The organism is Ruania suaedae (genome assembly GCF_021049265.1).
In the GTDB taxonomy this organism is placed as follows: domain Bacteria; phylum Actinomycetota; class Actinomycetes; order Actinomycetales; family Beutenbergiaceae; genus Ruania; species Ruania suaedae.
This window is the reverse complement of record NZ_CP088018.1, coordinates 3,219,926-3,244,158: the sequence shown is the minus strand read 5'-3', so window position 1 is coordinate 3,244,158 and position 24,233 is coordinate 3,219,926. Positions and strand designations below refer to the sequence as shown.

At 69.8% G+C, this 24,233-nt stretch carries 20 protein-coding genes and 1 tRNA gene; 11 read left to right on the top strand and 10 right to left on the bottom strand.

The window, feature by feature from the left end; all coding sequences use genetic code 11:
• Nucleotides 1–47 precede the first annotated feature (47 nt).
• From LQF12_RS15060 to LQF12_RS15030, 7 genes are all read left to right on the top strand, one after another.
• Nucleotides 48–2,783: a beta-N-acetylhexosaminidase family protein gene (locus LQF12_RS15060; RefSeq protein WP_231053714.1), complete on the top strand. Its 2,736-nt coding sequence runs from the start codon at nucleotides 48–50 to the stop codon at nucleotides 2,781–2,783.
• Nucleotides 2,780–4,516: an acyltransferase gene (locus LQF12_RS16465; protein WP_290370704.1), complete on the top strand. Its 1,737-nt coding sequence runs from the start codon at nucleotides 2,780–2,782 to the stop codon at nucleotides 4,514–4,516. The genes LQF12_RS15060 and LQF12_RS16465 overlap by 4 nt, the downstream gene beginning before the upstream one ends.
• 106 nt (nucleotides 4,517–4,622) lie before the next feature.
• Nucleotides 4,623–5,954 carry a glycoside hydrolase family 28 protein gene (locus LQF12_RS15050; RefSeq protein WP_231053713.1) on the top strand — a complete coding sequence of 444 codons (1,332 nt, stop codon included), beginning with the start codon at nucleotides 4,623–4,625 and terminating at the stop codon, nucleotides 5,952–5,954.
• A 24-nt stretch (nucleotides 5,955–5,978) separates the two neighbouring features.
• A complete protein-coding gene (locus LQF12_RS15045; RefSeq protein WP_231053712.1) occupies nucleotides 5,979–7,745 on the top strand; it encodes an extracellular solute-binding protein in 1,767 nt (588 codons plus the stop codon).
• A gap of 8 nt (nucleotides 7,746–7,753) precedes the next feature.
• Nucleotides 7,754–8,653: a carbohydrate ABC transporter permease gene (locus LQF12_RS15040; protein WP_231053711.1), complete on the top strand. Its 900-nt coding sequence runs from the start codon at nucleotides 7,754–7,756 to the stop codon at nucleotides 8,651–8,653.
• Nucleotides 8,654–8,670: 17 nt separating this feature from the next.
• Entirely contained in the window at nucleotides 8,671–9,663 is a 993-nt protein-coding gene (locus LQF12_RS15035; RefSeq protein WP_231053710.1) for an ABC transporter permease, read from the top strand.
• Nucleotides 9,663–10,955, top strand: a complete 1,293-nt coding sequence (locus tag LQF12_RS15030; RefSeq protein ID WP_231053709.1) for an alpha-L-fucosidase — start codon at nucleotides 9,663–9,665, stop codon at nucleotides 10,953–10,955. The genes LQF12_RS15035 and LQF12_RS15030 overlap by 1 nt, the downstream gene beginning before the upstream one ends.
• A 69-nt stretch (nucleotides 10,956–11,024) precedes the next feature.
• Here LQF12_RS15030 and LQF12_RS15025 read toward each other — a convergent pair whose 3' ends face one another.
• The 8 genes from LQF12_RS15025 to LQF12_RS14990 are packed head-to-tail and all read right to left on the bottom strand — an operon-like array spanning nucleotide 11,025 to nucleotide 20,029.
• A complete protein-coding gene (locus tag LQF12_RS15025; protein ID WP_231053708.1) occupies nucleotides 11,025–12,539 on the bottom strand; it encodes an aldehyde dehydrogenase (NADP(+)) in 1,515 nt (504 codons plus the stop codon).
• Nucleotides 12,536–13,729 carry a fumarylacetoacetate hydrolase family protein gene (locus LQF12_RS15020; RefSeq protein WP_231053707.1) on the bottom strand — a complete coding sequence of 398 codons (1,194 nt, stop codon included), beginning with the start codon at nucleotides 13,727–13,729 and terminating at the stop codon, nucleotides 12,536–12,538. The genes LQF12_RS15025 and LQF12_RS15020 overlap by 4 nt, the downstream gene beginning before the upstream one ends.
• A gap of 17 nt (nucleotides 13,730–13,746) precedes the next feature.
• Nucleotides 13,747–14,529, bottom strand: coding sequence for an enoyl-CoA hydratase/isomerase family protein (locus tag LQF12_RS15015; protein WP_231053706.1), 783 nt, complete (start codon nucleotides 14,527–14,529; stop codon nucleotides 13,747–13,749).
• A complete protein-coding gene (locus LQF12_RS15010; protein ID WP_231053705.1) occupies nucleotides 14,526–15,641 on the bottom strand; it encodes a hypothetical protein in 1,116 nt (371 codons plus the stop codon). The genes LQF12_RS15015 and LQF12_RS15010 overlap by 4 nt, the downstream gene beginning before the upstream one ends.
• Entirely contained in the window at nucleotides 15,638–16,858 is a 1,221-nt protein-coding gene (locus LQF12_RS15005; protein ID WP_231053704.1) for a CaiB/BaiF CoA transferase family protein, read from the bottom strand. Before LQF12_RS15005 ends, LQF12_RS15010 begins: the two co-directional genes overlap by 4 nt.
• Entirely contained in the window at nucleotides 16,855–17,922 is a 1,068-nt protein-coding gene (locus LQF12_RS15000) for a Gfo/Idh/MocA family protein (RefSeq protein ID WP_231053703.1), read from the bottom strand. The genes LQF12_RS15005 and LQF12_RS15000 overlap by 4 nt, the downstream gene beginning before the upstream one ends.
• Complete coding sequence (locus LQF12_RS14995; RefSeq protein WP_231053702.1) at nucleotides 17,919–18,878, bottom strand: MBL fold metallo-hydrolase; 960 nt, start codon at nucleotides 18,876–18,878, stop codon at nucleotides 17,919–17,921. Before LQF12_RS14995 ends, LQF12_RS15000 begins: the two co-directional genes overlap by 4 nt.
• On the bottom strand, nucleotides 18,875–20,029 hold the full coding sequence (locus LQF12_RS14990; RefSeq protein WP_231053701.1) for a mandelate racemase/muconate lactonizing enzyme family protein: 1,155 nt from the start codon (nucleotides 20,027–20,029) through the stop codon (nucleotides 18,875–18,877). The genes LQF12_RS14995 and LQF12_RS14990 overlap by 4 nt, the downstream gene beginning before the upstream one ends.
• Before the next feature lie 101 nt (nucleotides 20,030–20,130).
• Here LQF12_RS14990 and LQF12_RS14985 point away from each other — a divergent pair, with 101 nt between their 5' ends.
• Nucleotides 20,131–20,877 (top strand): FadR/GntR family transcriptional regulator, encoded by a 747-nt coding sequence (locus tag LQF12_RS14985; protein ID WP_231053700.1) that lies wholly within the window; start codon nucleotides 20,131–20,133, stop codon nucleotides 20,875–20,877.
• Nucleotides 20,878–20,960: 83 nt separating this feature from the next.
• On the opposite strand, the gene LQF12_RS14980 is transcribed toward LQF12_RS14985, so the two are convergent.
• Nucleotides 20,961–21,842, bottom strand: coding sequence for a TolB family protein (locus LQF12_RS14980; protein WP_231053699.1), 882 nt, complete (start codon nucleotides 21,840–21,842; stop codon nucleotides 20,961–20,963).
• A 91-nt stretch (nucleotides 21,843–21,933) separates the two neighbouring features.
• Here LQF12_RS14980 and LQF12_RS14975 point away from each other — a divergent pair, with 91 nt between their 5' ends.
• Complete coding sequence (locus tag LQF12_RS14975; protein WP_354004681.1) at nucleotides 21,934–22,338, top strand: VOC family protein; 405 nt, start codon at nucleotides 21,934–21,936, stop codon at nucleotides 22,336–22,338.
• Nucleotides 22,339–22,394: 56 nt separating this feature from the next.
• On the opposite strand, the gene LQF12_RS14970 is transcribed toward LQF12_RS14975, so the two are convergent.
• A tRNA-Gly gene (locus LQF12_RS14970) sits at nucleotides 22,395–22,465 on the bottom strand.
• A 96-nt stretch (nucleotides 22,466–22,561) separates the two neighbouring features.
• On the opposite strand from LQF12_RS14970, the gene dcd reads away from it, so the two are divergent.
• Complete coding sequence (gene dcd / locus LQF12_RS14965) at nucleotides 22,562–23,143, top strand: dCTP deaminase (protein ID WP_231053697.1); 582 nt, start codon at nucleotides 22,562–22,564, stop codon at nucleotides 23,141–23,143.
• Between the two features lie 6 nt (nucleotides 23,144–23,149).
• Entirely contained in the window at nucleotides 23,150–24,181 is a 1,032-nt protein-coding gene (locus tag LQF12_RS14960; protein ID WP_231053696.1) for a hypothetical protein, read from the top strand.
• The last annotated feature ends 52 nt before the right edge of the window (nucleotides 24,182–24,233 follow it).

The following is a 24,233-nucleotide window of genomic DNA, read 5'->3' as shown; positions in this document are numbered from 1 at the left end:
CTCGCCCCGACAGGCGAGGCAAACGAGCAGAACTACGGGAGTTCTTTGTGTCCGGCTCAGCGCAGCACACCGTCGTGATCAGCCCGGCCGCCGACGGCGGCCCGGCCGCACGGCACGGGATCGAGATGCTCGGCACAGCCCTGGCCGAGGCCGGTGTCGCCGTACGCACCCGCCCGCTCGGCGCGGTGGCCCGGCGGCCGGAGGCCGGCGAGGTGAGCATCGTCGTCGGCCAGCGCGCAGCGCCCGCGATCACGGCGCTCGAGCAGCAGGAATGGCTGCTGTACAACACCGGCGCACCGGGCCCGAACGGTTTCTACCTGAGCATGCTGCCCGGCCGCGTCCTCGTGGTGACCGGCGCCGACGACGTCGGCGTGCTCTACGGCTGTCAGGAGCTGGCTCGGCTGGTCGCGGACGAGGGTGGGATCCCCTGGGATGTCGAGACCGGCCAGACCCCTGATCTGGCGCTGCGCGGGCCTGCGATCGGGCTCCAGCTCACCGAGGTGGAACCTCCGCGGCAGGTGTACGAGTACCCGATCACCCCGGATCGCTTCAGCTGGTTCTACGACCGCGACCTCTGGCTGGAGATGTTCGAGACGCTGCTCAGCCAGCGCGCCAATGTCATCTACCTGTGGAGCGGGCATCCGTTCGCCTCGTTCGTCCAGACCGAGGAGTTCCCGGAGGCGCTCGAGGTCACGCCCGAGCAGCTGGCGCTCAACCGGGAGACGCTGGCGTGGATGGTGGCCGAGGCGGGCCGCCGCGGGATCCAGCTGTTCCTGATGTTCTACAACATCCACATCCCGCTGCCCTTCGCCCGTCATCACGACATCCCGCTGCATCAGCCCCGCCCCACCGAGCTCACGTCGGCGTACACCCGCGCCGTGCTGACCGACTTCGTACGCGACTTCCCGCAGATCGGGCTCTACGTCTGCCTGGGCGAGGTGCTGCAGGGCGACCTCTACGGCACCGAGTGGTTCACCGAGACGATCCTGCCCGCTGTCGAGGACGGCGTGGCCGCCGCAGGCACCCAGCAGCCGCCACCGATCCTGCTGCGTGCCCACTCGCTGGACCCCAAGCCGGTGATCGAGGCCTCCGCGGGCCGGTACCCGGCACTTCACACCGAGGCCAAGTACAACGGCGAGTCCCTGACCACCTGGAATCCGCGCGGGAAGTGGCAGCGCACGCACCGCTACCTCGCCTCGCTCGGCGGGGCGCACGTGGTCAACATCCACATCCTCGCCGACCTCGAACCGTTCCGGTACGGCGCTGTCACCTTCATCCAGCGCAGCGTCCGCGCCATCCGGCACCGGCTCGACAGCAATGGGCTGCACCTGTACCCGCTGTTCTACTGGGAGTGGCCGCTCTCACCGGACAAGGCAGAGCCGAGATTGCGCCAGCTCGACCGGGACTGGATCTGGTTCGAGGCCTGGCACCGCTACGCCTGGAAGGCGGACCGGGACGCCGACGCGGAGCGACAGTACTGGACCGGCCGGCTCGCAGAGCAGTTCGGCTCCGAGCAGGCCGGAGCGGCGGCGCTCGAGACGCTCGAGGCGATGGGCCAGGTCGCACCGCGGCTGGTGCGCCGGCTCGGGATCACCGAGGGCAACCGTCAGACGCTCAGCCTCGGCATGACGTTGAGCCAGCTCACCAACCCCGCCCGGCACCGCGCGTACGACGACCTGTGGCTCTCCCATGCGCCGGCGGGGGAGCGGCTGGAGGACTACGTCGCGAACGAGGTGGCCGGTACGGCGCACGTGGGGGAGACTCCGCTGGACGTCGTCGAGGACGGGGTGCGCTTCTCGGCGCGTGCGGTGGCCGCCGTGCAGGCGGGCCGCGAGGCGGTGCGGAGCGAGGCGGGTGAGTACGACCGGCTCGCCGGGGACGCGCAAGCCATCGCGCTCATCGCCGACTTCTACGACCTGAGGGTGCGGTCCGCCGTCGAGATCCTGCACGCCAGGGCCACCTTCGAGGGTGACCACCGTGCCCTCGCCTCCCGGTTGCAGAAGGCCGTCCCGCTGGTCGAGGCGAGCGTGGAGGTGTACCGCCGCCTCGCCGACCTGACGGCCGGAACCTACTGGTACGCCAACAGCATGCAGACGCCGCAGCGCAAGATCCCGTTCCCGAACGGCAAGGCGTACGGGCACTGGCAGCAGTGCCTTCCCGAGTACGAGGCCGAACTGGCCAACCTGCGGGCCAATGTCGAGATCCTCGCCCGCGGTGAGCTGCCGCCGGCCGTGGCGGAGCGGCCTACGCTGCCGGGGCCGTTCCGCGCGATCGACCTGACCGTCCATGCCGGTGGTCAGCCGTTCGAAGTCGTCGAGGGGAACGCACTCTTCGACGATGTCGACGAGCCGGTGGTCGCCCTCGCCGAGGAGCTCGCCGGCCTGCGCGGGGTCCGGTTCACCAAGTCGGCGGCGCTCGGTGGCGAGGCGAGCGTGGAGTTCTCGCTGGCGCAGGAAGGGCACCTGCTGGTCGGCTACTTCAAGGACCCGAGCCCCACCTGGCTGCAGGTGCCCGACCTGGAGACCAATACCCACGCCGACGACCGGGGCGGGCTGGCGCCGGTGCTGACCTCGGCGGTGACGGTCTCGTGGAACCCGCCGGTGGACGTGCACGCCTTCCGCTACGAGGCCGGCCGGCACACCTTCGCCCCCGGCGGCGGCGCGTACGTGATCCTCGGCGCGGTCGCCGCCGACCAGGAGTTCACCGGCCGCAGTGTGTCCATGGCCGAACGCGAGGACACCTTCGACTGGCTGTACGAGAACCCGATCAGGAGTGCGCGATGAGCGAGACCGAGACCGGCATCGAGACCGGAACCGAGACCAATCCCTTCGACCGCGACCACTACGACTATTCGTCCTGGTTCTTCTGGGTGGAGGCCAGTGCCGAGCAGCAGGCCGAGCAGCTTGCCCAGCAGAAGGAGTTCCTGCGCCTGCGGCCGGACTCCTCGATCGGTGAGCGCTGTTTCCTCTCCCCGTTGGCCGCCATCCAGGTGGAGACCCTGACGCTGGGGCGCAGTTCCTACATCTCCGGGCACGCCTATCTCACCGGCACCCTGCAGACCGGCCCGAACTGCACCATCAACCCGTTCTGCGTGATCCGCGGCAACATCCGGCTCGGCCACTCGGTGCGCATCGGCGCCCACACCTCCATGCTGGCCTTCAACCACACGATCACCGACCCGGACCTGCCGGTCTTCAAGCAGCCGACTTCCCAACGCGGCATCACGATCGGTGACGACGTCTGGATCGGTTCGCACGTAATGGTCCTCGATGGGATCACGATCGGTGACCGGGCCGTCGTCGGCGCCGGCTCGATCGTGACCAAGGACGTACCGGCCGGGGCGATCGTGGCCGGGAACCCGGCGACGGTGCGCAAGTGGCGGGTGCCCGAGCTCGCTCCGCGTGAGGCATCACACGCCGCGGCCGCCGAGCCCGTGCTCGCCGAGCAGGTACGAGGCTTCGACCGGATGGTGCGGGAGCAGGCGGAGAGGGTCCTGGCGAGATCGTGGGACGCGGGTCTGGGTCGGTATGTCGACGCACCGGGCAGCGCGCCGTCGGTGCGGGCGCACTGCGACGCCGTGGAGGTGGCGGCCTACCTGACCGGCCAGGTTCCGCCGCAGCTGACGCGCGAGGAGCACATCGCGTGGCTGCGCGGGCTGCAGGACCCGATCTCGGGTATGATCGCCGAACTCGACGCCTCCGGGCGGCCCGGACCGACGGTGACGGATCTCAGCGTCGACGACGCCCACTATCACGTGCTGTGCGTGGGCTACGCCCTGGACGTGCTCGGATCGAGCGTCGCGCATCCGATCCACGCGGTGGACCGGCTCGGCGCCGACGGCCTCGTCGAACTCCTGGACTCGCTACCGTGGCGCGGTAGTCCGTGGCGCAGCAGCAACGTCGCCGACATGCTCGGCACGGCCCTGCTGTGGAACACCCGCGCCGGTTCCCCGCACAGTGCCGCCACCGCGGCCGGGCTGTTCGGCTGGTTGCACACCCGTGTCGACCCGAGGACAGGGATGTGGGGGACGGACGACCCGCGCTCGGGCCGGCTGGAGACCGTGAACGGCTTCTACCGCACGTCGCGAGGGTCGTTCGCCCAGTTCGGGCTGCCCTTGCCGCATCCCGAGCGCGTCGTCGACACGGTGCTCGCCCACGCCGATGACGCCCGCTACTTCGCGCCCGATCGTCAGAACGCGTGCAATGTGCTGGACGTCGCGCACCCGTTGTGGCTCGCGGGCCGGACGGGCGGATACCGCCAGGACGAGATCCGGCGGGTAGCGGCCCGGCTGCTGACAGACGCGCTGAGCCACTGGCGCCCCGGCGAAGGGTTCGCCTTCGCGGCGGAGTCCGGGACCGGCCGCGACCCACTGGCCGAGACCCCGGGGTTGCGCGGGACGGAGATGTGGCTGGCCATCGTCTGGTATCTGGCCGATCTGCTGGGAATCAGTCGCTCGCTGAGCTACCGCCCCGGCGGGATCCATCGCCCGGAGCCGGCGGCGTCGCTCGTCCGGTGATGAATCGAATCAACTTACATACGTCATAGGTACGATCTTGACCAGAAGGGTCATACATAGTACCTTCGGAGAGTCTGATCGCACGAGGACGTGGGAACGAAAGGCAATGATGCAACTCGACGAATGGCAGGACGATGGCCCGGGCTGGCACCGTGCCGACGCCATCGTCCGGCGAGTCCAGCCGCCGACGTTTCCCGACCACGAGGTGCGCGTGGAGGACCACGGCGCAGTCGGCGATGGCAGGAGCGACTGCTCCGCGGCGATCACCGCCGCGATCGACGACGTCCGGCGCTCGGGCGGTGGCCGGGTGGTGCTCGGCGCCGGCACCTACCGCACCGGCCCGATCAGGCTGTACAGCAACATCGACCTGCATGTGGCCGCGGGGGCCACGGTGGAGTTCATCGCCGAGCCCGAGCGCTACCTCCCCCCGGTCCTGACCCGGTGGCAGGGGGTGGAGATGATGGGGTACTCCCCGCTCATCACCGCCCACGACGCCGAGAACGTCGCCATCACCGGTACCGGCACCCTGGACGGCGGTGCCGACAACGAGCACTGGTGGCCGTGGTGCGGCCTGGAGGAGTTCGGCTGGCTCCCCGGGATCGTGGAGCAGGAGAGCGACTGGAAGTACCTCGTCGCGCTGGTCCGCGAGGGTGTGCCACCGGAGGGGCGCGTCATGGCCCCGGCGCGGAACTTCCGGCCCAACTTCATCGAGTTCTACCGGTGCGAGCGGGTCCGGGTGCAGGGGGTGCGGATCGTCCGCTCCCCGATGTGGGAGATCCATCCGGTGCTGTGCACCGGCGTGCTCGTCGAGGACGTGCAGATCGAGACCCACGGCCCCAACAACGACGGCGTGGACCCCGAGTCCTGCACCGACGTGGTCATCCGGCGCTGCCGTTTCGACGTCGGTGACGACGCCATCGCCATCAAGGCAGGCCGGGAGGAGGACGCCGAGCGCGTGGACCGGCCGTGCCGCAACGTCGTCATCGAGGACTGCACGATGGTGATGAAGTACGGAGCGTTCACCATCGGCAGCGAACTGACCTCCGGTGTGCACGACGTGTACGTGCGCCGGTGCACGATCGGGGGCCCCGACCTCTGGTACGGGCTCTACATCAAGACCAATGCCGCCCGCGGCGGCTACGTCGAGAACGTCTACGTCGACGACGTCGACGCGTCCCATCTCCAGCGCGAGTTCCTCAGTTGCAACTTCCTGCGCGGCGAAGGCCTGGCCGGTCTGCGGACCCCGACCGTGCGCCACATCCGGATCAGCAATGTCCGGGTCGGCCGGGCCAGGCGCGCTCTGCACCTGGCGGGTTTCGACCACAGTCCCATCGCCGATGTCCGCATCAGTGACAGCTCGTTCGAGTCGATGGCCGAACCCGACTCGATCGAGAACGTCGTCGGCCTATCGCTGACGACCACCCCCTCCCCAGCGTAAGTCTCAACGAAGAGAGGTAAGAGCATGACCACGTTCAACCCCCTGGAGCGCGACCTCGACCGTCGCTCACTGCTTCGCTACGGCACAGCGGGCGCCGGTGCGCTCGCCACGACCGGTGTCCTCGCCGCGTGCGGCAGCGACCCGGAGGCGGAGACGCCGGAGGAGATCGAGGCCAGCGGCGTCGACGGCGTCGAGCAGGTGCAGCTGGGTGAGGAGATCACCGACGGCATCCTCTACCCGGACGGCTACGTCGGTCCCCGGGCCTACGTGCGCGAGCCGTTCTACACCGGCGACGCGACCTTCACGATCGGCGTCCGGCTCAACCCGAACGACGTCGGGGACTGGAACACCAACGAGTTCACCCAGTGGATGGAGGAACAGACCGGCGTCAAGGTGAACTACGAGGTCGTCCTCAACGAGGACGCCGACCTCACGCGCGTGAACGCCCAGATGACCGCGGGTGACATGCCGGACGCCTACCTGACGGTGCCGTTCACCAACGACCAGGTCTCGCTGTACGGGAGCCAGGGTGTGTTCCTCCCCCTGGAGGACCTCATCGAGACCTACGCCCCGGCGATGCGTCAGATGATGACCGACTACCCGGACTGGGGCGCGGCGATCACGGCGACGGACGGCCACAAGTACCAGATGGCCGCTCCGAACGACTGCTATCACTGCCGCGTCAGCCCCTCGCGCGCGTACATCAACGCCCGGTACCTCGAGGCGGTGGGGGCCGAGATGCCGCAGACCACCGAGGACCTGCGCGAGGTGCTCCGGCTGTTCAAGGAGCAGGACCCCTCCGGCACCGGCCAGATGATCCCGTTCTCGGGCGGTGGCCCGAACGACTTCATCGACAACTTCATCATGAACTCGTTCCTGTACAACCCGGGTTCGGAGGGTGATGGTGGCGGATGGCTCCGCCTGAACGAGGGCCAGGTGGAGTTCGTCGCCGACAAGGACGAGTGGCGCGAGGGCCTGCGCTACCTGCGCACCCTCGCCGACGATGGGACGCTGGACCGCCAGACGTTCACGACGACGAGCGATGAGCTGCTGCAGGCAGGCAACCAGGGCCGGCTGGGCTTCGTGCGCAGCTACTACCCCGGATTCTTCGCCGACATCTCCGACGAGCCGGATGCTCTGTGGCGCGAGTATGTCTCGGTGCCGCCGCTCGAGGGCCCCAGCGGCGTGCGGTACGCGAACTGGAACTGGGAGACCGACCGCAGTCGCCCGTTCGTCATCACGCGCAACTGCGAGAACCCCGAGGTGCTCGTGCAGTGGTTCGACTACATGTTCACGCTCGAGGGCTCGCTGCGCGCAGCGTCCGGCAACACGGACAACTGGAACTACGCCGAAGAAGGAGACCTCGGCATCAACGGCAAGCAGGCCATCTGGGACCGGGTGACCTGGCCACCGGAGTCGGGAACCAGCCTCGGCGGTCTCGCCCCGGCGTACAACTCCAACGACTTCCGGTTGGGGCAGCTCTCCGACCCGGACAAGCCCGACATGGAGGTGGCGCTGTACGAAGCCACCACCGAGTACGAGCCCTATCAGCAGCCGCAGGAGTTCTTCCTCCCGGCACTGATCTTCGACGAGTCGCAGGCGTCACGGCGTGCCGACATCGCTGCCTCGATCGAGAGCCACGTGCGCCAGCACATGGCGAACTTCGCCATCGGTGAGCTCGACATCAACGATGACGCAGCATGGGAGTCCTACGTGTCCGCGTTCGACTCCATGGGCCTGCCGGAGTACATCGACCTGCACCAGCAAGTCTTCGACGCGCGTCAGGGGTGAGTCTGCCCATGCTCCGCGCTCGCCGGATGAAGTACACCGGTGGTGATGCCGCCTTCATGGTCAGTACGTACGTGCTGCTGGCGATCTTCACCCTGTCGGTGCTCTATCCGTTGGTCTTCGTGCTGAGTGCGTCGGTGTCCAGCGCCGACGCGCTCACGCGCGGGGACGTCTGGTTCCTGCCGGTCGGGCTGAACTTCGACGCCTACGCCGAGGTGCTCGGCTCCCCACGGTTGGTGCGGGGCTTCCTCAACTCGGTGCTCTACACCGTCCTCGGCTCGGCCATCGGCACGTTCCTGACCCTGCTGGCCGGCTACGTGCTCTCGAGGGACGATCTGCCGTTCCGGCGCATCCTGATGTTCTTCTTCCTCATCCCGTTCCTGTTCAGCGCGGGCATCATCCCGACCTACATGATCGTGAACGCGCTGGGGTTGATGAACTCGATCTGGGCCGTGGTGCTGCCCGGTGTCCTCAACGTCTTCAACATGATCATCACGATGACGTTCTACCGGATGAACATCCCGAAGGAGATGCTCGAGGCGGCGCAGGTCGATGGCGCCACCGACTTCCGGTTCTTCTTCAAGATGGCTATTCCGCTGAGCAAGCCGATCATCGCAGTGAACATCCTGTTCTACGCGATCACCCAGTGGAACGGCTGGTTCAACGCGCTGCTCTACCTCTCCGACGACACGTTGTTCCCGCTGCAGCTGGTGCTGCGGGACATCCTGACGCAGAGCCAGGTGGATCCGTCCATGATCGGCGGTGACGTCTCCGAGCTGATCCGGCGCAAGGAGCTCTTCGACAAGCTCAAGTACGCCCTGATCGTGGTCGCGATGATCCCGCCCCTGATCGCCTACCCGTTCGTCCAGAAGCACTTCACCAAGGGTGCGCTGATCGGTTCGCTCAAGTGAGCCAGGGAGCCTGAACGATGACGACACCGACCACTGCCGCACCGCGCGCCTCGCGGTCCTCGGCACCTGCCCCGGCAAGCCGGCCTCCGGCGAAGAAGCACCAGTACCCGCTCGGGCTGCGCCTCAAGCGCTCCTGGCGCCTGTATGTGCTGCTGTTGCCTCCGTTCATCTACGCCATCCTCTTCATGTGGGCCCCGCTGTACGGCCTGCAGATGGCGTTCAGGGACTTCAGTGTGGCTCTGGGCATCAGTGGCAGCCCGTGGGCAGGGCTGAAGTACGTCGAGCAGTTCGTGAACTCGTTCCAGTTCGGGACGGTCATCAGGAACTCGCTCGTCCTGAACTTCTACGAGTTGATCGCCCTCTTCCCTCTTCCGATCATCCTCGCGCTGCTGCTGAACGTGGTGCGCAACATGAAGTTCAAGCGCAGCGTGCAGCTGATCACCTACGCGCCGTACTTCATCTCCACCGTCGTGGTCGTGGGCATCATCATCATGCTGTTCTCCCCGAGCGGGGGCATCGTCAACCAGGTCATCGTCGGGATGGGCGGCACGCCGACCGACTTCCTGAGCGCGGAGCTGTTCCGGCACACCTACGTCTGGTCCGGTGCCTGGCAGACGCTGGGTTACTCGGCGATCATCTACCTGGCCGCGCTGGCGGGTATCGATCCGCAGCTGCACGAGGCGGCCAAGGTGGACGGCGCCTCGATCGTGCGTCGGATCTGGCACATCGATCTGCCCGGCATCCTGCCGGTGATGGTGACGCTGCTGATCCTCAACATGGGTTCGATGCTCTCGGTCGGCTTCGAGAAGGTGCTGCTGATGCAGACGCCGCTGAACCTCAACGTCTCCGAGGTGATCGACACCTACTCCTACAACGTCGCCTTCGCCTCCTCGATCCCGCAGTACTCCTACGCCGCGGCGATCGGGCTGTTCAAGTCGGTGATCGCCGTCATCATGCTCGTGCTGGCCAACTGGCTGGCTCGGCGCGTGGCGAAGACGAGCCTGTTCTGATGGCGGGCGCGGTGCCGGCGTGGTTCACCCACGACCGGTTCGGGATGTTCGTCCACTTCGGCGTCTACTCCACCCTGGCCCGGCACGAGTGGGTGATGACCAACGAGCGCATCGATCCGGCCGAGTACGAGCGCCTCGCCCGGTACTTCGACCCCGACCTGTTCGACGCCGACACCCTGGCCCGCGCGGCCAAGGACGCGGGTATGGGCTACCTCGTGCTCACCGCCAAGCATCACGACGGCTTCGCGCTGTATGAGACCGGCCTCAGCGACTACAGCTCGAGCGCGTTCTTCGGTCGAGATCTGGTGGCCGAGACCGTCGAAGCATGCCGCCGCGTAGGACTACGGGTAGGGATCTACTACTCCCTGATCGATTGGCACCACCCGGACTTCACCATCGACTTCCAGCATCCGCTGCGGGACCGCCCGGACGCCGCCGAGCTGAACGCCGGACGCGACATGGAGCGCTACCGGCAGTTCCTGCACGGGCAGGTGCGCGAGCTGCTGACCGGGTACGGGCCGATCGACTATGTCTTCTACGACTTCACCTACCCCTGGGAGCAGGATGGCTGGGCCGGCAAGGGCCCGCAGGACTGGGACTCGGCCGGTCTGCTCGCGATGACCCGGGAGCTGCAGCCCGGGGCCGTGGTCAACGACCGGCTGGGCATCCCGGGCGATCTGATCACCCCGGAGCAGTACCTGCCGGACGCCCCGATGATGACCGAGGACGGCGCGTGGCAGACCTGGGAGGCCTGCCACACCATGAACGGGGCGTGGGGCTATGACCGGGAGAACCGCAACCTCAAGACGCCGGACCTGCTGATCCGCACCCTGATCGACATCGTGTCCAAGAACGGGAACCTCCTGCTCAACATCGGTCCCGACGGCCGTGGCGCCATGACCCCGCACGACACCGCCTCGTTGCAGCAGCTGGCGTCCTGGATGCGCCTGCACCGCCAGGCGATCATCGGTGCCGGACCGGTCGTGGCGACCCCGGCCCCCGGGACGGCGCTCACCCGGCGGGAGGATCGCCTCTACGTGCACCTGCTGCACTGGCCGCTCAAGCACGTGCACCTGCGCGACCTGCCCGGCTCGGTCCAGTTCGCGCGGTTCCTGCACGACGGGTCCCAGCTTCAGGTGCGCGTGGCCGGCGGCGGGCGCACCGACGCCAACCACCAGCTCGAGCACATCACCCCCGGCGAGCAGCCGGCGGGGACGGTCACGCTGCAGCTGCCGGCCGTGCGGCCCGATGTCGCGGTGCCGGTGGTGGAGCTGTTCCTCCGCGAGGACTGATCGCCGGGTCCATGGGCCCGGCCGTGCGGTGGATCGCGGTCATGTGGTGCCTGCGATCCACCGCACACCTCAGTCCCCGGCCGGCTGCAGCACGCCGTCGACCCGGCGGGGGATGTCGACCGGGCCATCGCGCAATTCTGTCGGCAACACGTGCTGGGGCGCATCCTGCCAGGCGAGCGGGCGCAGGAAACGGCGCACGGCGGTGGCGCCCACGGAGGTGTGCTGGGTGTTCGTGGCCGGCCACGGGCCGCCGTGGTGCATCGCCCAGCACACCCGCACCCCGGTCGGGTAGCCGTCGTAGACGATCCGCCCGACGACGTCCCGCACGGCCTCGGTCAGGGCCTGCCGCTCGCTCTCCTCACCGGCCCCCGAGTGGATCGTCGCCGTCAGCGAGTCGGGCACAGCCGTCAGGGTCGAACGGACCTGCGCCAGGTCGCGATAGCGGACCACCACGATCAGGGGGCCGAAGGCCTCCTCGGCGACGGCGGGGGTGACGTCGTCGGCGTCGATCTCGAGCACGGCCGGGGTGAGCGCGAAGCCCTGCTCACCGGCCCGGGGTGCCAGCAGGCTGCGTGCGCGCCCGTCCTCGATGAGCCGGGTGCGGATCTCACCGAAGCTGTCGTGGATGCGGGAGTTCAGCAGCGTCTGCGGCCCGGCGGCCTCGCCGCGTGCGACCAGACCGGCGACGAGCGCGTCCCCGGCCTCCCCCTCGGGCACGAGCGCGACGCCGGGTTTGGTGCACAGCTGCCCGGCCGAGCCGGTGAAGGAGGTGTACAGGCCCTCGGCGATCTCCTCACCCCGCTCGGCCAGGGCGCCGGTGGTGAGCACCAGCGGGTTGAGGCTGGAGAGCTCACCGAAGAAGGGGATCGGGGTGGGGCGCTCGTCGATCAGGGACTGCAGGATCGTGCCCGTCGACAACGACCCGGTGAAACCGACGGCGGTGATGCGGGGGTCGCGGACCAGGTCGGCGCCGGCCTGCTGACCGTAGACGATGCCGATCGTGCCCTCCGGTGCCCCGTAGGCCGCAGCCGCCCGGGCGAGACTGTCGTAGGACTGCTGGGACGTCAGCAGGTGGGAGCTGTGGGCCTTGATGACCACCGAGCCTCCCGCCGCCAGGGCCGAGGCGGTGTCGCCGCCGAGCACGGAGAAGGCGAAGGGGAAGTTGCTGGCCCCGAAGACGGCGACCGGGCCGAGGGGGATGAGCATGCGGCGCACGTCGGGGCCGGGGCCTAGCGGGGTCTGCCCGGCGTGGTCGATGATCGCCTCGAGGTACCCGCCGTCGGTGACGACGTCGGCGAACAGGCGCAGCTGGTAGACCGAGCGGGAGAGTTCGCCGTTCAGCCGCGGTTCGGGCAGGCCCGTCTCGCTCATCGCCGTGCTCACGAGCGCCTCCCGGTCCTCCTCGACACCGTCGGCGAGCGCCCGCAGCAGCCCGGCTCGCCAGGTGCGGCTCCGGGTGCGCAGGTCGCCGAAGGCGTCCCGCGCACGGCTGGTGATCTCGACCAGCCGCTCGGGACCGGTGTGCTCGAGCAGGGTCGGCGTGCTGGTGCCGGTGCGTGGGTCGGTCGTCGACAGGGTGGTCATCGAGTCATCCTTCCGATCAGGTCTCGCTGGGCGAGGGTGGAGATGAGGGCCCCGATCCCGAACTCCCACGGGGGCAGGGACTCGCAGTGCTGGACGCGGTTGACGAGCGCGCCCAGCCCCGGGGAGGCGATCCGGACGACGTCTCCAGGGTGGTGGGTGAAACCGTGGCCCGCCACACCGCGATCGGCGGTGGGGGCGAACATGGTGCCGAGGTAGAGCACGAAGCCGTCGGGATAGGCGTGATGGTCCCCGGTGGCCTGATGGACCAGGTCGGCGGGGTCGCGGCTGATGCGCGCCATGTCCGAGGTGGCCTCCATCCGGAAGTCGTCCGCACCGGTGACGGTGAGCGAGACGGTCTCGTGGCGCACGTCGTCGAGGGTGAAGGTCGCATCGAACAGGCGCAGGAACGGGCCGAGGGAGGCGGAGGCGTTGTTGTCCTTGGCCCGGCCCAGCAGCAGAGCGGAGCGGCCCTCGATGTCGCGCAGGTTCACGTCGTTGCCGAGCGTGGCGCCGACGATCGCGCCCGTGGACGAGACGGCCAGGACCACCTCAGGCTCGGGGTTGTTCCACTCCGACTCGGCGAGCACGCCCACGTCCGCACCGGGCCCGACGGAGGCGAGGACCGGTGCCTTGGTGAAGATCTCGGCATCCGGGCCGATGCCGACCTCGAGGTACTGGCTCCACAGGCCCGCCTCGAGCAGCACCTCCTTGAGCCGGGCGGCGGCGTCGGAGCCGGGAACCAGATCGGCGATGTCGCCGCCGATCGCCTCCAGGATGGTGCCGCGGATGTGCTGCGCGGTCGCCGCCTCGCCCCGGGCGCGCTCCTCGATGATCCGTTCGAGCATCGAGACCGGGAACGTCACGCCCGCCGCCTTGATGACCTGCAGGTCGATCGGTGAGAGCAGCCAGGGATGCCGCTCGTCGCGGTGGTCCGGGTTCGTGTTGGCCCAGACGCTCTCGAGCGGTCCGATCGACGGGCCGGTCGCTGCGGCGGCGGCCGCACCCGGGTCGGGCTGCTCGGTGAGGTCGCGCATCGTGGGGAAGGTGGCCGAGAGGTCGAGCAGCTCACCGGCGCGGACGGCCACGACGGCCGGTCCCGGGGCGTGGGGCAGCCAGGCGCGCCCGACCAGCACGGCCTCGGCGTGGTCCTGCGGCAGGATGTCGGTGACCGGGGGGATCCAGGTCGTCATCGGTGTCTCTCCTCGTGTCAGCGGCCGTGGAAGACGCCGGTGCGCTTCTCGGCGAACGCCGCACGGCCCTCCCTGGCGTCGTCGGTGGCGAAGGTGATCGCCTGCAGCTCGCGCTCATAGCCGATGGCCTGATCGAGCGGCATGTTCTGCGCCGCCCGCAGGTTCGCCTTCGCCGTCTCGACGGCGATCGGGGGGCGAGCGGCGATCATCGCGGCGAGTTCCTGGGCGCGCTCCAGCAGCCGGTCGGCGGGCAGCACCTGGCTGACCATGCCCCACGCGAGCGCCTGGGAGGCGTCGATCCGGTCGCCGGTCATCAGCATCAGCGCCGCGTTGCCCGGACCTACCGAGGCGGCGAGCAGCGGCGACATGCCCCCGCCGCCGATCCATCCGAGCGTGACCTCGGGCGCGGCGAAGGTCGCGGACTCAGCCGCGATGCGGATGTCGCAGGTGAGTGCGGCCTCGAGGCCGCCGCCGAAGGCGTAGCCGTTGACGGCGGCGATGATCGGCTTGCGGCACGCGCGCAGCGCGTCGCAGTAGTCGTGGCGGTTGCGGAACTGCCACGGCGTGGCGTACTCGTCCAGGGTGGTGATGTCGCTACCGGCGCAGAAGGCGCGGCCGGTACCGGTGTAGACGAGCGCCCGGATCGCAGGGTCCTCGTTGATCGTGTGGATGATCCGGACCAGGTCGGCGCTCATCTCCTGGGTGACGGCGTTGAGCTTGGCGGGCCGGTTCAGCCGGATCGTGGCGACGTGGTCATGGACGTCGACCGCGATGAGCTCGGTGCCGGACGTGAGGGTCATGAGGTCTCCGGTCGGTCGGTGAACAGTTCCTGCAGCTCGTCGAGAGCGTGGCCGGCAGGCCGCCCATCGAGGACGGCGGAGCGGACGATCCGTGCGGACTCACTCTGGACGGGGACGTAGCCGGCGAACCGTGGCCGGACCCACGCCGCCTCCATCGTCTGGCGGGTGGCCGAGTAGAACCCGTGGGCGGCGGCATCGACCTCCGGGTCGGCCCAGGAGGCGCGGGCGCTGGGCTGACCGTCATGGGCGGGGATGAAGGTGCGCTGGGTCTCCTCGGCGAGGAGCCAGCTCAGGTGCTCCACCAGCGCGGGCGAGGGAGTGCTACGCCGGGTCAGGGCGATTCCGGTGCCGCCGATCGTGGACCCGATGCACCTACCCCGGGGCGGTGGTCCGAACGCGAGGTCGGCGGCGTAGGTGACGTAGCCGTAGACGAGCGGGATGTAGTCGATGTCGCCCATGGTGCGCATCCGCTCCAGCAGCCCGATCGGGTTCAGCCGCTCGCTCCCGGCCGGCACGTTCGCGGACAGGGCCGTCAGGATCTCCAGCGCCTGCCCGGCCGCCGTGCGGTCGAAGGAGGAGGGTGAGATCTCGCCGCCGAGGGAGACGGTGATCGAGCACAGGGTCAGGAAGGCGTGCGGACCGGCCAGGCTCATCGCGAGCCGTCCGCCGCCGGCGAGCCCGACCGCCTCCTGCCACGTCGCGGGTGGCTCGGCGAGCGCGTGCGGGCGTCGCGCGCTCACCTGCGTGGCGGCGTCGAGCGGGAGGGCCCACAGGTGCGAGCCGAGCAGGTAGGAGCGCACGCTGGCTCCCACGGCGCCCTGCTCCAGGCGGCGCACCTGCTCGGTCGACAGGAGCGTGTCGATCGGATGCAGGCAGTCCGCGGCCAGGGCGTCGCCGAGGTGCGGGTGGTCGAGCACGAGCACGTCGTAGCGCGCGGCGAGATCGGTGATCGAGGCGGACTCGAACCCCTCCAGCGGCTGAGCCTCCCAGCGCAGCGTGTCGCCACCGCCCAGTCCGGTCGAGCTGCCCGGTCCGGACCTCCGAGCGGCGGCCGCCTCCAGAGCGTTCCGGCCGCGTGGATGGTCCCAGGTGAGCCCGACGTAGTCGGTCATACCGGGGCGCTGACGGGCTCGGCCACCACGCCGTCACCGACGAGGCGTTCGGTGCGATCAGGATCGACGCCGAGCTCGTTCAGGATCTCCCGCGTGTGCTCGCCGACCCGTGGCGCACCCCGATCGATCCGCGGGGGCGTCTTCGTCATCCGGTAGGGGAAGCCGGGGGTCTTCACCCGGCCCTCGGTCGGATGGTCGTACTCGACGAACGTCTGGTTGTGCTGGATCTGCGGGTCCTGCACCAGCTGCTCGTAGCCGTACACCGGCCCCACCCACATCCCGGCGGGAAGCAGCACGTCCAGCCAGTGCTGGGTGTTCTGCCGGCGCAGGTGCGCCGCGACGATCGCGTGCAGCTCGTCCCGGTGGGTCCAGCCGTGGGTCTCGGCGTCGAGCCCCGCCAGTCGCGGCTCCGCCAGCACCGCCCCGAGCGCGTCGAGGTCCGCGAACGCGAGCGCCAGGAATCCGTCCGCCGTCTCGAAGATCCCGTACGGCGCTCGGATGTAGACGTGCGCGTGGGGCTCGGTGCCCCGCTGCTGGGGCACTCCTCCGACGGTGTACACGCTCAGCTCCTGCATCTGCAGCGTGGTGAGGGCGTCGAGCATGTTGACGGTGACCAGCTGGCCCTCGCCCGTGCGTTCGCGGTGCAGCAGCGCGGCGAGCACGCCCTCGAACGCGGTCGAGGCGGTGACGGCATCGGCCAGGTACTGCCCGGCCGGCGCGGGCGGCTCGCCGTCGCGCCCGGCGGAGAGCATCGCCCCGCTCATGGCCTGCAGGATGAGGTCCTGGCCCGGGCGGTCCCGGTAGGGCCCGTCCTCGCCGTAGCCGGAGATGGACACGTAGACCAGGGCCGGGTTGATCGCGGCCAGGGTGTCGTAGTCGAGGCCGAGCCGGGCGGCCACGCCGGGGCGGTAGTTCTGCAGGAAGACGTCGGCGCCGGCGACGAGCTCGTGCACGATCTGGCGCCCGTCCTCGGACTTCAGATCGATCGCCAGGGACCGCTTGTTCCGGTTCAGGCTCAGGAAGGACACGTTGATCTCGTTGCCCGTCGCGCCCCCGGCAGCCGCGGCCCGCTGCCACTCGCCAGAGGTCGGCTCCACCTTGACGACATCGGCGCCGAGGTCGCCGAGGCGCTGCGCGGCGAACGGCCCGGCCATGGCGATGGAGCAGTCGATGACGCGGTAGCCGTCGAGGACTCCGCGGGGTCCGGCGTCGGTCATGTGTTCCTCCGGGAGTCTCGGTGGACAGGCGTCTCGACGCCGCCGGCGGCGGCTGAGCGCAGCAGCGCCTCGATCAGCTCGACCGATCGAGCGGCCACCCGGGCGTCGGAGTTGTTCTCGGTGCTGGCGCCGGTGATCAGGTCGATGAAGCGCGCGGGCGGCACGAGGCACTCGTAGTCGCCCTCACCCGGGCTGATGTCGACGTCCTCGCGACGGCCGTCGTAGCGGCTGAGGGCGACCCGCTCGCGCTCCACGTCGATCATCAGCACGCCCTCGGTGCCGAACAGTCGGATGTCGAGCTGGTACCTGTCGCCGTCGGCCAGGGTGGCGGCCCCCGAGACGGTGCCCAGCGCGCCGCCCTCGAACTGCACCACCGCGGCGTCGAACAGGTCGACGGCGGCCTCCGGGCCACTCACCCGGCCCGCCACCGTGGTGGCGCGCAGGCCCGTGAGCCAGGACAGCAGTGCCGAGGAGTGGGTGATCTGGCCGTGCGCGTAGCCGCCGCCGTGAGCCGGATCGGCCCATGTGCTGGGGTCGGGTGCCGTCTGCGAGCTCCATCGCTGCAGCATGTGCGTGGGGTCGGAGCCGAACAGGCCACGGGTGGGCGAGGCCATGTGGCACAGCACGTACTGGATCTCCCCGACTCCACCGTCATCGAGGATGCGCTTCGCTGCTGCGGTGAACGGTTTGTAGTTCCAGCCGTAGGGCACCAGGAACACGGTGCCGGAGCGCTCGGCGTGGGCGGCCAGATCCCACGCCTGGGCAGCGTCGAGCGTCATCGGCTTCTCGCACAGCACGTGCAGGCCGCGATCGAGCGCCGCCGCTGCGAACCGGTGGTGCAGATCGTGCGGGGTGGAGATGACCACGGCGTCGATGTCCGCAGCGAGGAGCTCGTCGGCATCCTCGGTGGCGAACCCGAAGCCGAACTCCTCCTGCGCGCGGGTCAGGCTCGGGCCCTTGCCGCAGACCCCCACCAGCTCGACGTCCTCGCGCGCGGCGAAGATCGGGAAGTGGTTGCTCGTGGCCCACCAGCCGGCGCCGATCGCTCCCAGACGCACCCTCATGCGATCCACTGCCAGGTCCGGCGGCCCGCCCGGGTGCCCTCGCGCACGGTGCCGGCGGCCGTGAGTCGCTCCAGGTTGCCGGTCATCGGGAAGATCAGGTACTCCGCGGCCGCATCGGACCAGGTGCCCAGCTGAGGTGCACATCGACGGATGAGCTCGAGCGAGGTCAGTTCCTCACCGCCGCGCAATTCACCGGCGATCACCTCGTCGATGCGTCTGACGTAGGCAGCCGAGCGGTCCAGGAACCCGGCGACCTCCGCCCCCTCGTACACCGGGTAGTGCGCGGTCAGCAGGAGATCGGCGTCGTAGCTGCGAAGGCGTTCGATCGTGTCGGTGTAGGCGACGGCGTCGCGGTAGGTGGGTGGGAAGATCGGCTCACCGTCGGCTGTCAGAACGCTCTCACCGAGGACGGCGTCGGAGATGAGCAGGGCGCGGTTGCTCGCGTCCCAGAGCGCCAGGTGGCCGGGGGAGTGGCCGGGTGCGTGCAGCACCTCGATCCGGCGGTCGCCGAGGTCGATCAGCTCACCGCCCGCCAGCGCCCGGTCCACCGGGACGAGACGAGTGCTGCGGCGGATCTCGGCGGTGGCCTCGGGTGGGTCGTCGAAACCGTCGGCGTCGGCGAACTCGCCGTAGCGGCCACGGATGAGCAGCTCGAGATCCTCGGTCATGGGCACGTCGTCGTGGCCCGCGAGCAGCTGGACGTGCGGGGCCAGATCGCGCAGGGCGCCGTTGCCGCCGGTGTGGTCGAAGTCGCAGTGTGAGCTGATGGCCCAGCGGATCTCGGCCGGGTCCAGGCCGATCTCACCCAGGTAGGGCTTGAGCGTGCCCGAGACCGACTCCTCCACCCCCGTGTCGAGCAGGAGCGTGCCACGGGTGCCGGTGAGCAGGTAGAAGGCGACGAACCGCTCGCCGAGCGGGGCCACGATCCGGTGCAGGCCAGGGCGGATCTGCATCATTTCCCCCAGCCGCCGGATTCGACCATGCGCAGGCCGCTGCGATGCGGACGCATGTGCGGCCCGGCCGGCTCCTGCCATCCCTCGGCCGTGCGCGCCGCGCGGATCGCCGTCTCGTCGACCGCGACGCCGGCGCCGGGCAGCTCGCCGAGCACGATGCCGCCATCGATCAGCTGCTGGTCCACGGTCAGGCCGAGCGGTACCCCGAGATCCTGCACCTCGGACGAGAGATGGTTCGGGACGGCGGCTGCGACGGCTGCGACGGCGAAGTTGGCCGTCAGGCCCACGGGGCTGAACGGCAGGTCGCGGCTGTGAGCGGCCATCGCCACCCGCAGCATGTGGGTGATCCCCCAGATCGCACCGGCCTGAACGATATCGGCGCCTCCGCCGTCGAGCAGGGGGCGATACCACTCGAGCCCGGTGAGGTTCTCCCCAGTGGCCACGGCGGCCTTGATGGCCGGGCTCAGCCGGGCGTGTCCCGCGGTGTCCCACCGGCGCAGCGGCTCCTCCACCCAGGTGAGGTCGACGTGCTCCTCGAGCGCGCTCACGTACCGCACCGCCTGCTTGACGTTCCAGGACTCGTTGGCATCGAGCATGAGGGCGGGCGTGGTGCCCGTGGCGCCGAGCGTCTCGGTGACCAATGCGAAGCGACGCAGATCGTCGGCGAGGCAGCGCCCGCCCTTCAGCTTGGCAGCGGTGTAGCCGCGCTCGGCGAACGCGACGTAGAGGGTGACGAGCTCGTCGTCGGTGAGGGCGGCGTCCAGGCCGGAGGCGTAGCCATGCACGAATCGGTCTCCGCCCCCCAGCAGACGCCACAACGGCTCGCCGGCCAGCTTGGCCTTGAGATCCCACAGCGCGGTGTCCAGGGTTCCGATGCCCCCGAACGTCGCCCCGCCGTGCGAGGACTTGAACACCCGGGCGAGCATCGCGTCGTACAGCGTGGTGACTGCGCGCGGGTCCTTGCCCTCGAGCGCCGGGAAGAGCCGGTCGAGATCGTGGTGGGACCCGGTCGCGACGCCCTCGACACCTTCGTCGGTCTCGAGGATCACGAGTGGCACGTCGGTCACGCCGGAGGCGATGTAGCCGTTGACGTCGCCAACGGGCCTTCCCCAGTGGTGGGTCGTACTCAGGGTGCGATAGCCGGTGATCTTCATATCATCCTCGAGGTGAGATCGTTCCGAACACCATACATCATATGTCTGCTGTTTGGCGTGTCCGGCTGTGCGTGCGCGCATCCGATCAATAGATTGGCCCCATGCCCCACTCAGAGCCGACGGCGCCCGCGCGAGCCAGACGTCCCATCGAGCGCATCGGTGCCACGGTGCTCCGGGAGTTCGTCCAGGCGATCGTCACGGGGGAGTACGCCGCGGGGCAGGTGCTGCCGACCGAGGCCGAGCTCACCAGCGAATTCGGGGTCAGCCGGACGGTGATCCGCGAGACGATGAAGCGGCTGCAGGAGAAGGGCATGATCACCGTCGCCCAGGGGCGCGGCACGCACGTTCAACCGATCACCAGCTGGAACGTGCTCGACCCGCTCGTCCTCTCCACGATGATCGAGAACGACCGCACGCTCGGGATCCTGGACGATCTCAGCGTGGTGCGTGGTGCGCTCGAGGCGGAGATGGCCGGCGACGCTGCCGCGTCGGTGGACGACCGTGCCCGCCTGGTGCTCCGCGAGCGCATGGACCGCATGGCGGGTGCGGTCGATGAGTCCAGCGTGTTCCGAGAGGCGGACGTGGAGTTCCACCTCGCCGTCATGGATCTCGCCGACAACGCCCTGGCCGCCAACATCGCCCGGGCGCTGATCCTGCACGCCGTGCACAGCGACCGCTATCTGGGGCAGGATCCGACGCGTGCGTTCGAACTGACCCTCGCCGAGCACCAAGCCGTCGTGGATGCGATCGACGCCGGTGATCGCGAGGGTGCCCGCGCAGCCATGCGCGAGCACATCCTCGGCTCCTGGCAGCGGCGCCGGCTGCCGACGGACAAGCGTTCGCAGTAGACGTTCGGCGGGGTCCGCGGGTCGCCGCTCGTTTGTGGTGTGGATCCGGTTCACGTGGTGCACCGGATCCACACCACAAGGGCTCAGACCGGGTAGTCCACGAACGCGATCCGCCGGCTGTCGGCCGACCAGCTCGGCACATTCATCGTCCCCTGCCCGCCGATGAGCCGGACCAGGTCGCGCACATCCTCCCCGCGCGGCCCGCACGTGCGCAGGATGACGTCCCGGTCGGCCGGGTGCCCCACGGTCCCGGGTGGGAAGGAGACATAGGCCAGCCGGGCGCCGTCGGGGGAGGGGTGGGGGAACCAGTTCACCCGCTCGTCGTGGGTGAGCTGCTCCGCGGCCGAACCATCGGGCCGCATCCGCGCGAGCTGGGCATGCCCGGCCGCACGCGCCGGACCGTCGATCGGGCGCTCGGTGTTGAAGTAGAGCCAGGTGCCGTCCGGGGAGAACTCGGCCCCGTCGTCGGGGTGGTCGTCGTCGGTGAGCTGGTTGCTCGCCCCGCCCGCGGCGGGAATCGTGAACAGGTTCGGTGCCCGCCAGCTGCCGCCGGGCTCGGTGACCACTCCGACATAGGCGAGCGTCGCGCCGTCGGGGCTGACGCCGTGCAGGAAATGCAGCATGCCGTCATCGGCGGTGATCCGCACGGCCTCGCCACCGGCCAGCGGGGCGCGGTAGACGTGACCGTCGTCGGCGGAGAGGACTACGTGCACGCCGTCGGGGTCGAGCAGGTGGTCGTTGTTCAGCGGCGGCAGGCCGGGGAGGTCGATTGGTCGGGGCTCGCCCGACCCGTCGGCGGGTAGGCGGAAGAGCAACCCGTCGCCGTTGACGATCAGGTCGGTGCCGCTCCAGTTCGGCGCCTCGTAGAGGACGTCGCTGGACTCGTGCACGAGCCGCGTGCTTCCGGTGGCGACGTCGAGGGTGTGGATCCGGCAACGCTGGCCGGGAGCGAGGGTGCGGGGCATCGGTGCCTTCTCTGTCGGTGGGCCGGTTCCGCCGCGCGAACCGGCGGGCGGTGGGACGATCAGAGGCCATCCCCAGGAGGAAGGCCCTGTGATGACCGTACTCAACCCGTATCTCAACTTCCGCGGCCAGGCGCGCGAGGCGATGGAGTTCTACGCCTCCGTCCTCGGCGGCACCCCCACCGTCAGCACGTTCGGGGAGTTCGGCATGAACGAGGATCCGGCCGAGTCCGAGCAGGTGATGCACTCGATGCTGCAGACCCCCGGCGGCATGACGCTGATGGCCGCCGACGTCCCCGCCCAGATGGAGTACCAGGTGGGCACCAACGTGCACATCTCCCTCAGCGGCGACGACGTCGAGGAGATGCGTGGCTACTTCGACGGGCTCAGTGCCGGGGGCACCGTGGTGGAGCCGTTCGTGCCCGCCCCATGGGGCGACGTGTTCGGGATGCTGATCGACCCGTTCGGCATCCGGTGGCTGGTGAATGCCGCCGGATAGACCCTGCACGCGGAGATGGCCGCCTCGACGAGGTCGAGGCGGCCATCTCCAACGGGAGCGGGTGACGGGAATCGAACCCGCGCTATCAGCTTGGGAAGCTGAAGTTCTACCATTGAACTACACCCGCACGAGCGGCCCCCTTGGGCTGCTGCGTCGGACCAGCATACCCAATCTCGTGGATGGCGGGGCACACCGGTGGCTCGTCTCGGCTACCGTGGCCAGCGTGCTGCTCTCCGACCGCGACATCCGGGCCGAGCTGACCTCCGGCCGCGTGGGCCTGGACCCGTTCGACGCCGCCATGATCCAGCCCTCCAGCGTGGACGTCCGGCTGGACCGCTACTTCCGGCTCTTCGACAACCACAAGTACCCGGTGATCGACCCGGCGGCCGACCAGCCGGATCTGACCCGCCTGGTGGAGGTCGACCCGGACGAGCCCTTCGTGCTGCATCCCGGCGAGTTCGTGCTCGGCTCCACCTACGAGCTCATCACCCTGCCCGACGACATCGCCGCGCGCCTGGAGGGCAAGTCCAGCCTCGGCCGGCTCGGCCTGCTCACCCACTCCACCGCGGGGTTCATCGACCCCGGCTTCTCCGGGCACGTCACGCTGGAGCTGTCGAACGTGGCCACCCTGCCGATCACCTTGTGGCCGGGGATGAAGATCGGCCAGCTCTGCTACTTCCGACTCACCAGCCCGGCCGAGCACCCCTACGGCTCCGGTGCGCAGGGCTCGCGCTATCAGGGCCAACGGGGCCCGACGGCGTCCCGCTCCCACCAGGGCTTCCATCGCACCCGGGTGGAGGGCTAGGTCGCCATGACCGGCGCTGCCGACCCGGGCGCAGCACCGCTCGACCTCCCCGCGGCCCTCAGCCGTCACGTGCTGGCCCTTCCCGACGACGTCACGGCCGAGGAGGTGGAGGCGCTCGCCCTCTCGCGCTACCCGCAGGCGCACTGGGTCACCCGCGAGGTGCTCGAGCTCGAGGAGGAGACCTACCTCGCCGGACCGTTCCTGCTCACGGCCGCCGACCGGTCCGAGCTGGCGTTGCCGGTCTGGGCCGAGCACGCCTATCTCCTGACCTGCCCGGCCGAGCGCGGCGGACCCGTGCCGGAGGAGCTGCAGGCCGTCGGCGGCCTGCTGGCGGCATTCGCGCAGGGGAGCGTGGAGGGGATGGAGCGGGCCGCCGTCGACGTGCTGTGCGCGATGGGCCGCCGCCTGGCCGGCGTGGTGCGCACCTCCACCGGATACGTGCTCGAGCCCGGCCCGACGGCGGGGGTGGACCTGGTCGTGCACGCGCCGGTGTGGTTGCACCCGGACGCGCTGGTGCACGTGCTGACTCCCGCCCTGCCAGGGGTGCGCCTCCTCGCCGAACCCGACCGGCCACGAACGCCGAGTTCCTCGGCGGATCGCGCCTCGAACGCCGAACAACTCAGCGTTCGGCGAGCAGGGGTCGACGGCGTGCGGGAGCTGGACGAGGCCGAGCGGGCGTGGCTGCACGCCGAGGCGGACGCCTTCGATGCCCACACCCTCGCCCAGCCGCAGGTCACCGAGGCCTACGGCGCCGTCTACCACTATCCCGACGGCGGATCCATCGGCGTCTCGGTGGAGGCCGAGGCGGCGGTCCCGCTGGTGCTCGCCGGCCTGGACTGGGCCGCCGGCGGGACCCTGACGTACGCGCTGCGGTGGTACCCGGCCGATCCGGTGGCACTGCAGCAGGGCAGGGTGGGACAGGTGGTACTGGACCAGCGTGAGGACGCTCGTGCTCGGATCGAGGCGGGAGCACGTGCGCTGCAGGCCGCCACCGACGGTGAGGTCACCGACGACGACCAGTTCCTCGTGCGGCTGTGACCGGCCCGGGCGGGTCGCCCGGCCACAGTTGATAAGATACTGGAACCGCGTT

What these genes read in the sequence shown, in the direction of transcription:
- LQF12_RS16465 (WP_290370704.1), top strand. Translation starts at nt 2,780, where the DNA reads ATGAGCGAGACCGAGACCGGCATCGAGACCGGAACCGAGACCAATCCC.
- LQF12_RS15050 (WP_231053713.1), top strand. Translation starts at nt 4,623, where the DNA reads ATGATGCAACTCGACGAATGGCAGGACGATGGCCCGGGCTGGCACCGT.
- LQF12_RS15045 (WP_231053712.1), top strand. Translation starts at nt 5,979, where the DNA reads ATGACCACGTTCAACCCCCTGGAGCGCGACCTCGACCGTCGCTCACTG.
- LQF12_RS15040 (WP_231053711.1), top strand. Translation starts at nt 7,754, where the DNA reads ATGCTCCGCGCTCGCCGGATGAAGTACACCGGTGGTGATGCCGCCTTC.
- LQF12_RS15035 (WP_231053710.1), top strand. Translation starts at nt 8,671, where the DNA reads ATGACGACACCGACCACTGCCGCACCGCGCGCCTCGCGGTCCTCGGCA.
- LQF12_RS15030 (WP_231053709.1), top strand. Translation starts at nt 9,663, where the DNA reads ATGGCGGGCGCGGTGCCGGCGTGGTTCACCCACGACCGGTTCGGGATG.
- LQF12_RS15025 (WP_231053708.1), bottom strand. Translation starts at nt 12,539, where the DNA reads ATGACCACCCTGTCGACGACCGACCCACGCACCGGCACCAGCACGCCG.
- LQF12_RS15020 (WP_231053707.1), bottom strand. Translation starts at nt 13,729, where the DNA reads ATGACGACCTGGATCCCCCCGGTCACCGACATCCTGCCGCAGGACCAC.
- LQF12_RS15015 (WP_231053706.1), bottom strand. Translation starts at nt 14,529, where the DNA reads ATGACCCTCACGTCCGGCACCGAGCTCATCGCGGTCGACGTCCATGAC.
- LQF12_RS15010 (WP_231053705.1), bottom strand. Translation starts at nt 15,641, where the DNA reads ATGACCGACTACGTCGGGCTCACCTGGGACCATCCACGCGGCCGGAAC.
- LQF12_RS15005 (WP_231053704.1), bottom strand. Translation starts at nt 16,858, where the DNA reads ATGACCGACGCCGGACCCCGCGGAGTCCTCGACGGCTACCGCGTCATC.
- LQF12_RS15000 (WP_231053703.1), bottom strand. Translation starts at nt 17,922, where the DNA reads ATGAGGGTGCGTCTGGGAGCGATCGGCGCCGGCTGGTGGGCCACGAGC.
- LQF12_RS14995 (WP_231053702.1), bottom strand. Translation starts at nt 18,878, where the DNA reads ATGATGCAGATCCGCCCTGGCCTGCACCGGATCGTGGCCCCGCTCGGC.
- LQF12_RS14990 (WP_231053701.1), bottom strand. Translation starts at nt 20,029, where the DNA reads ATGAAGATCACCGGCTATCGCACCCTGAGTACGACCCACCACTGGGGA.
- LQF12_RS14985 (WP_231053700.1), top strand. Translation starts at nt 20,131, where the DNA reads ATGCCCCACTCAGAGCCGACGGCGCCCGCGCGAGCCAGACGTCCCATC.
- LQF12_RS14980 (WP_231053699.1), bottom strand. Translation starts at nt 21,842, where the DNA reads ATGCCCCGCACCCTCGCTCCCGGCCAGCGTTGCCGGATCCACACCCTC.
- LQF12_RS14975 (WP_354004681.1), top strand. Translation starts at nt 21,934, where the DNA reads ATGACCGTACTCAACCCGTATCTCAACTTCCGCGGCCAGGCGCGCGAG.
- LQF12_RS14960 (WP_231053696.1), top strand. Translation starts at nt 23,150, where the DNA reads ATGACCGGCGCTGCCGACCCGGGCGCAGCACCGCTCGACCTCCCCGCG.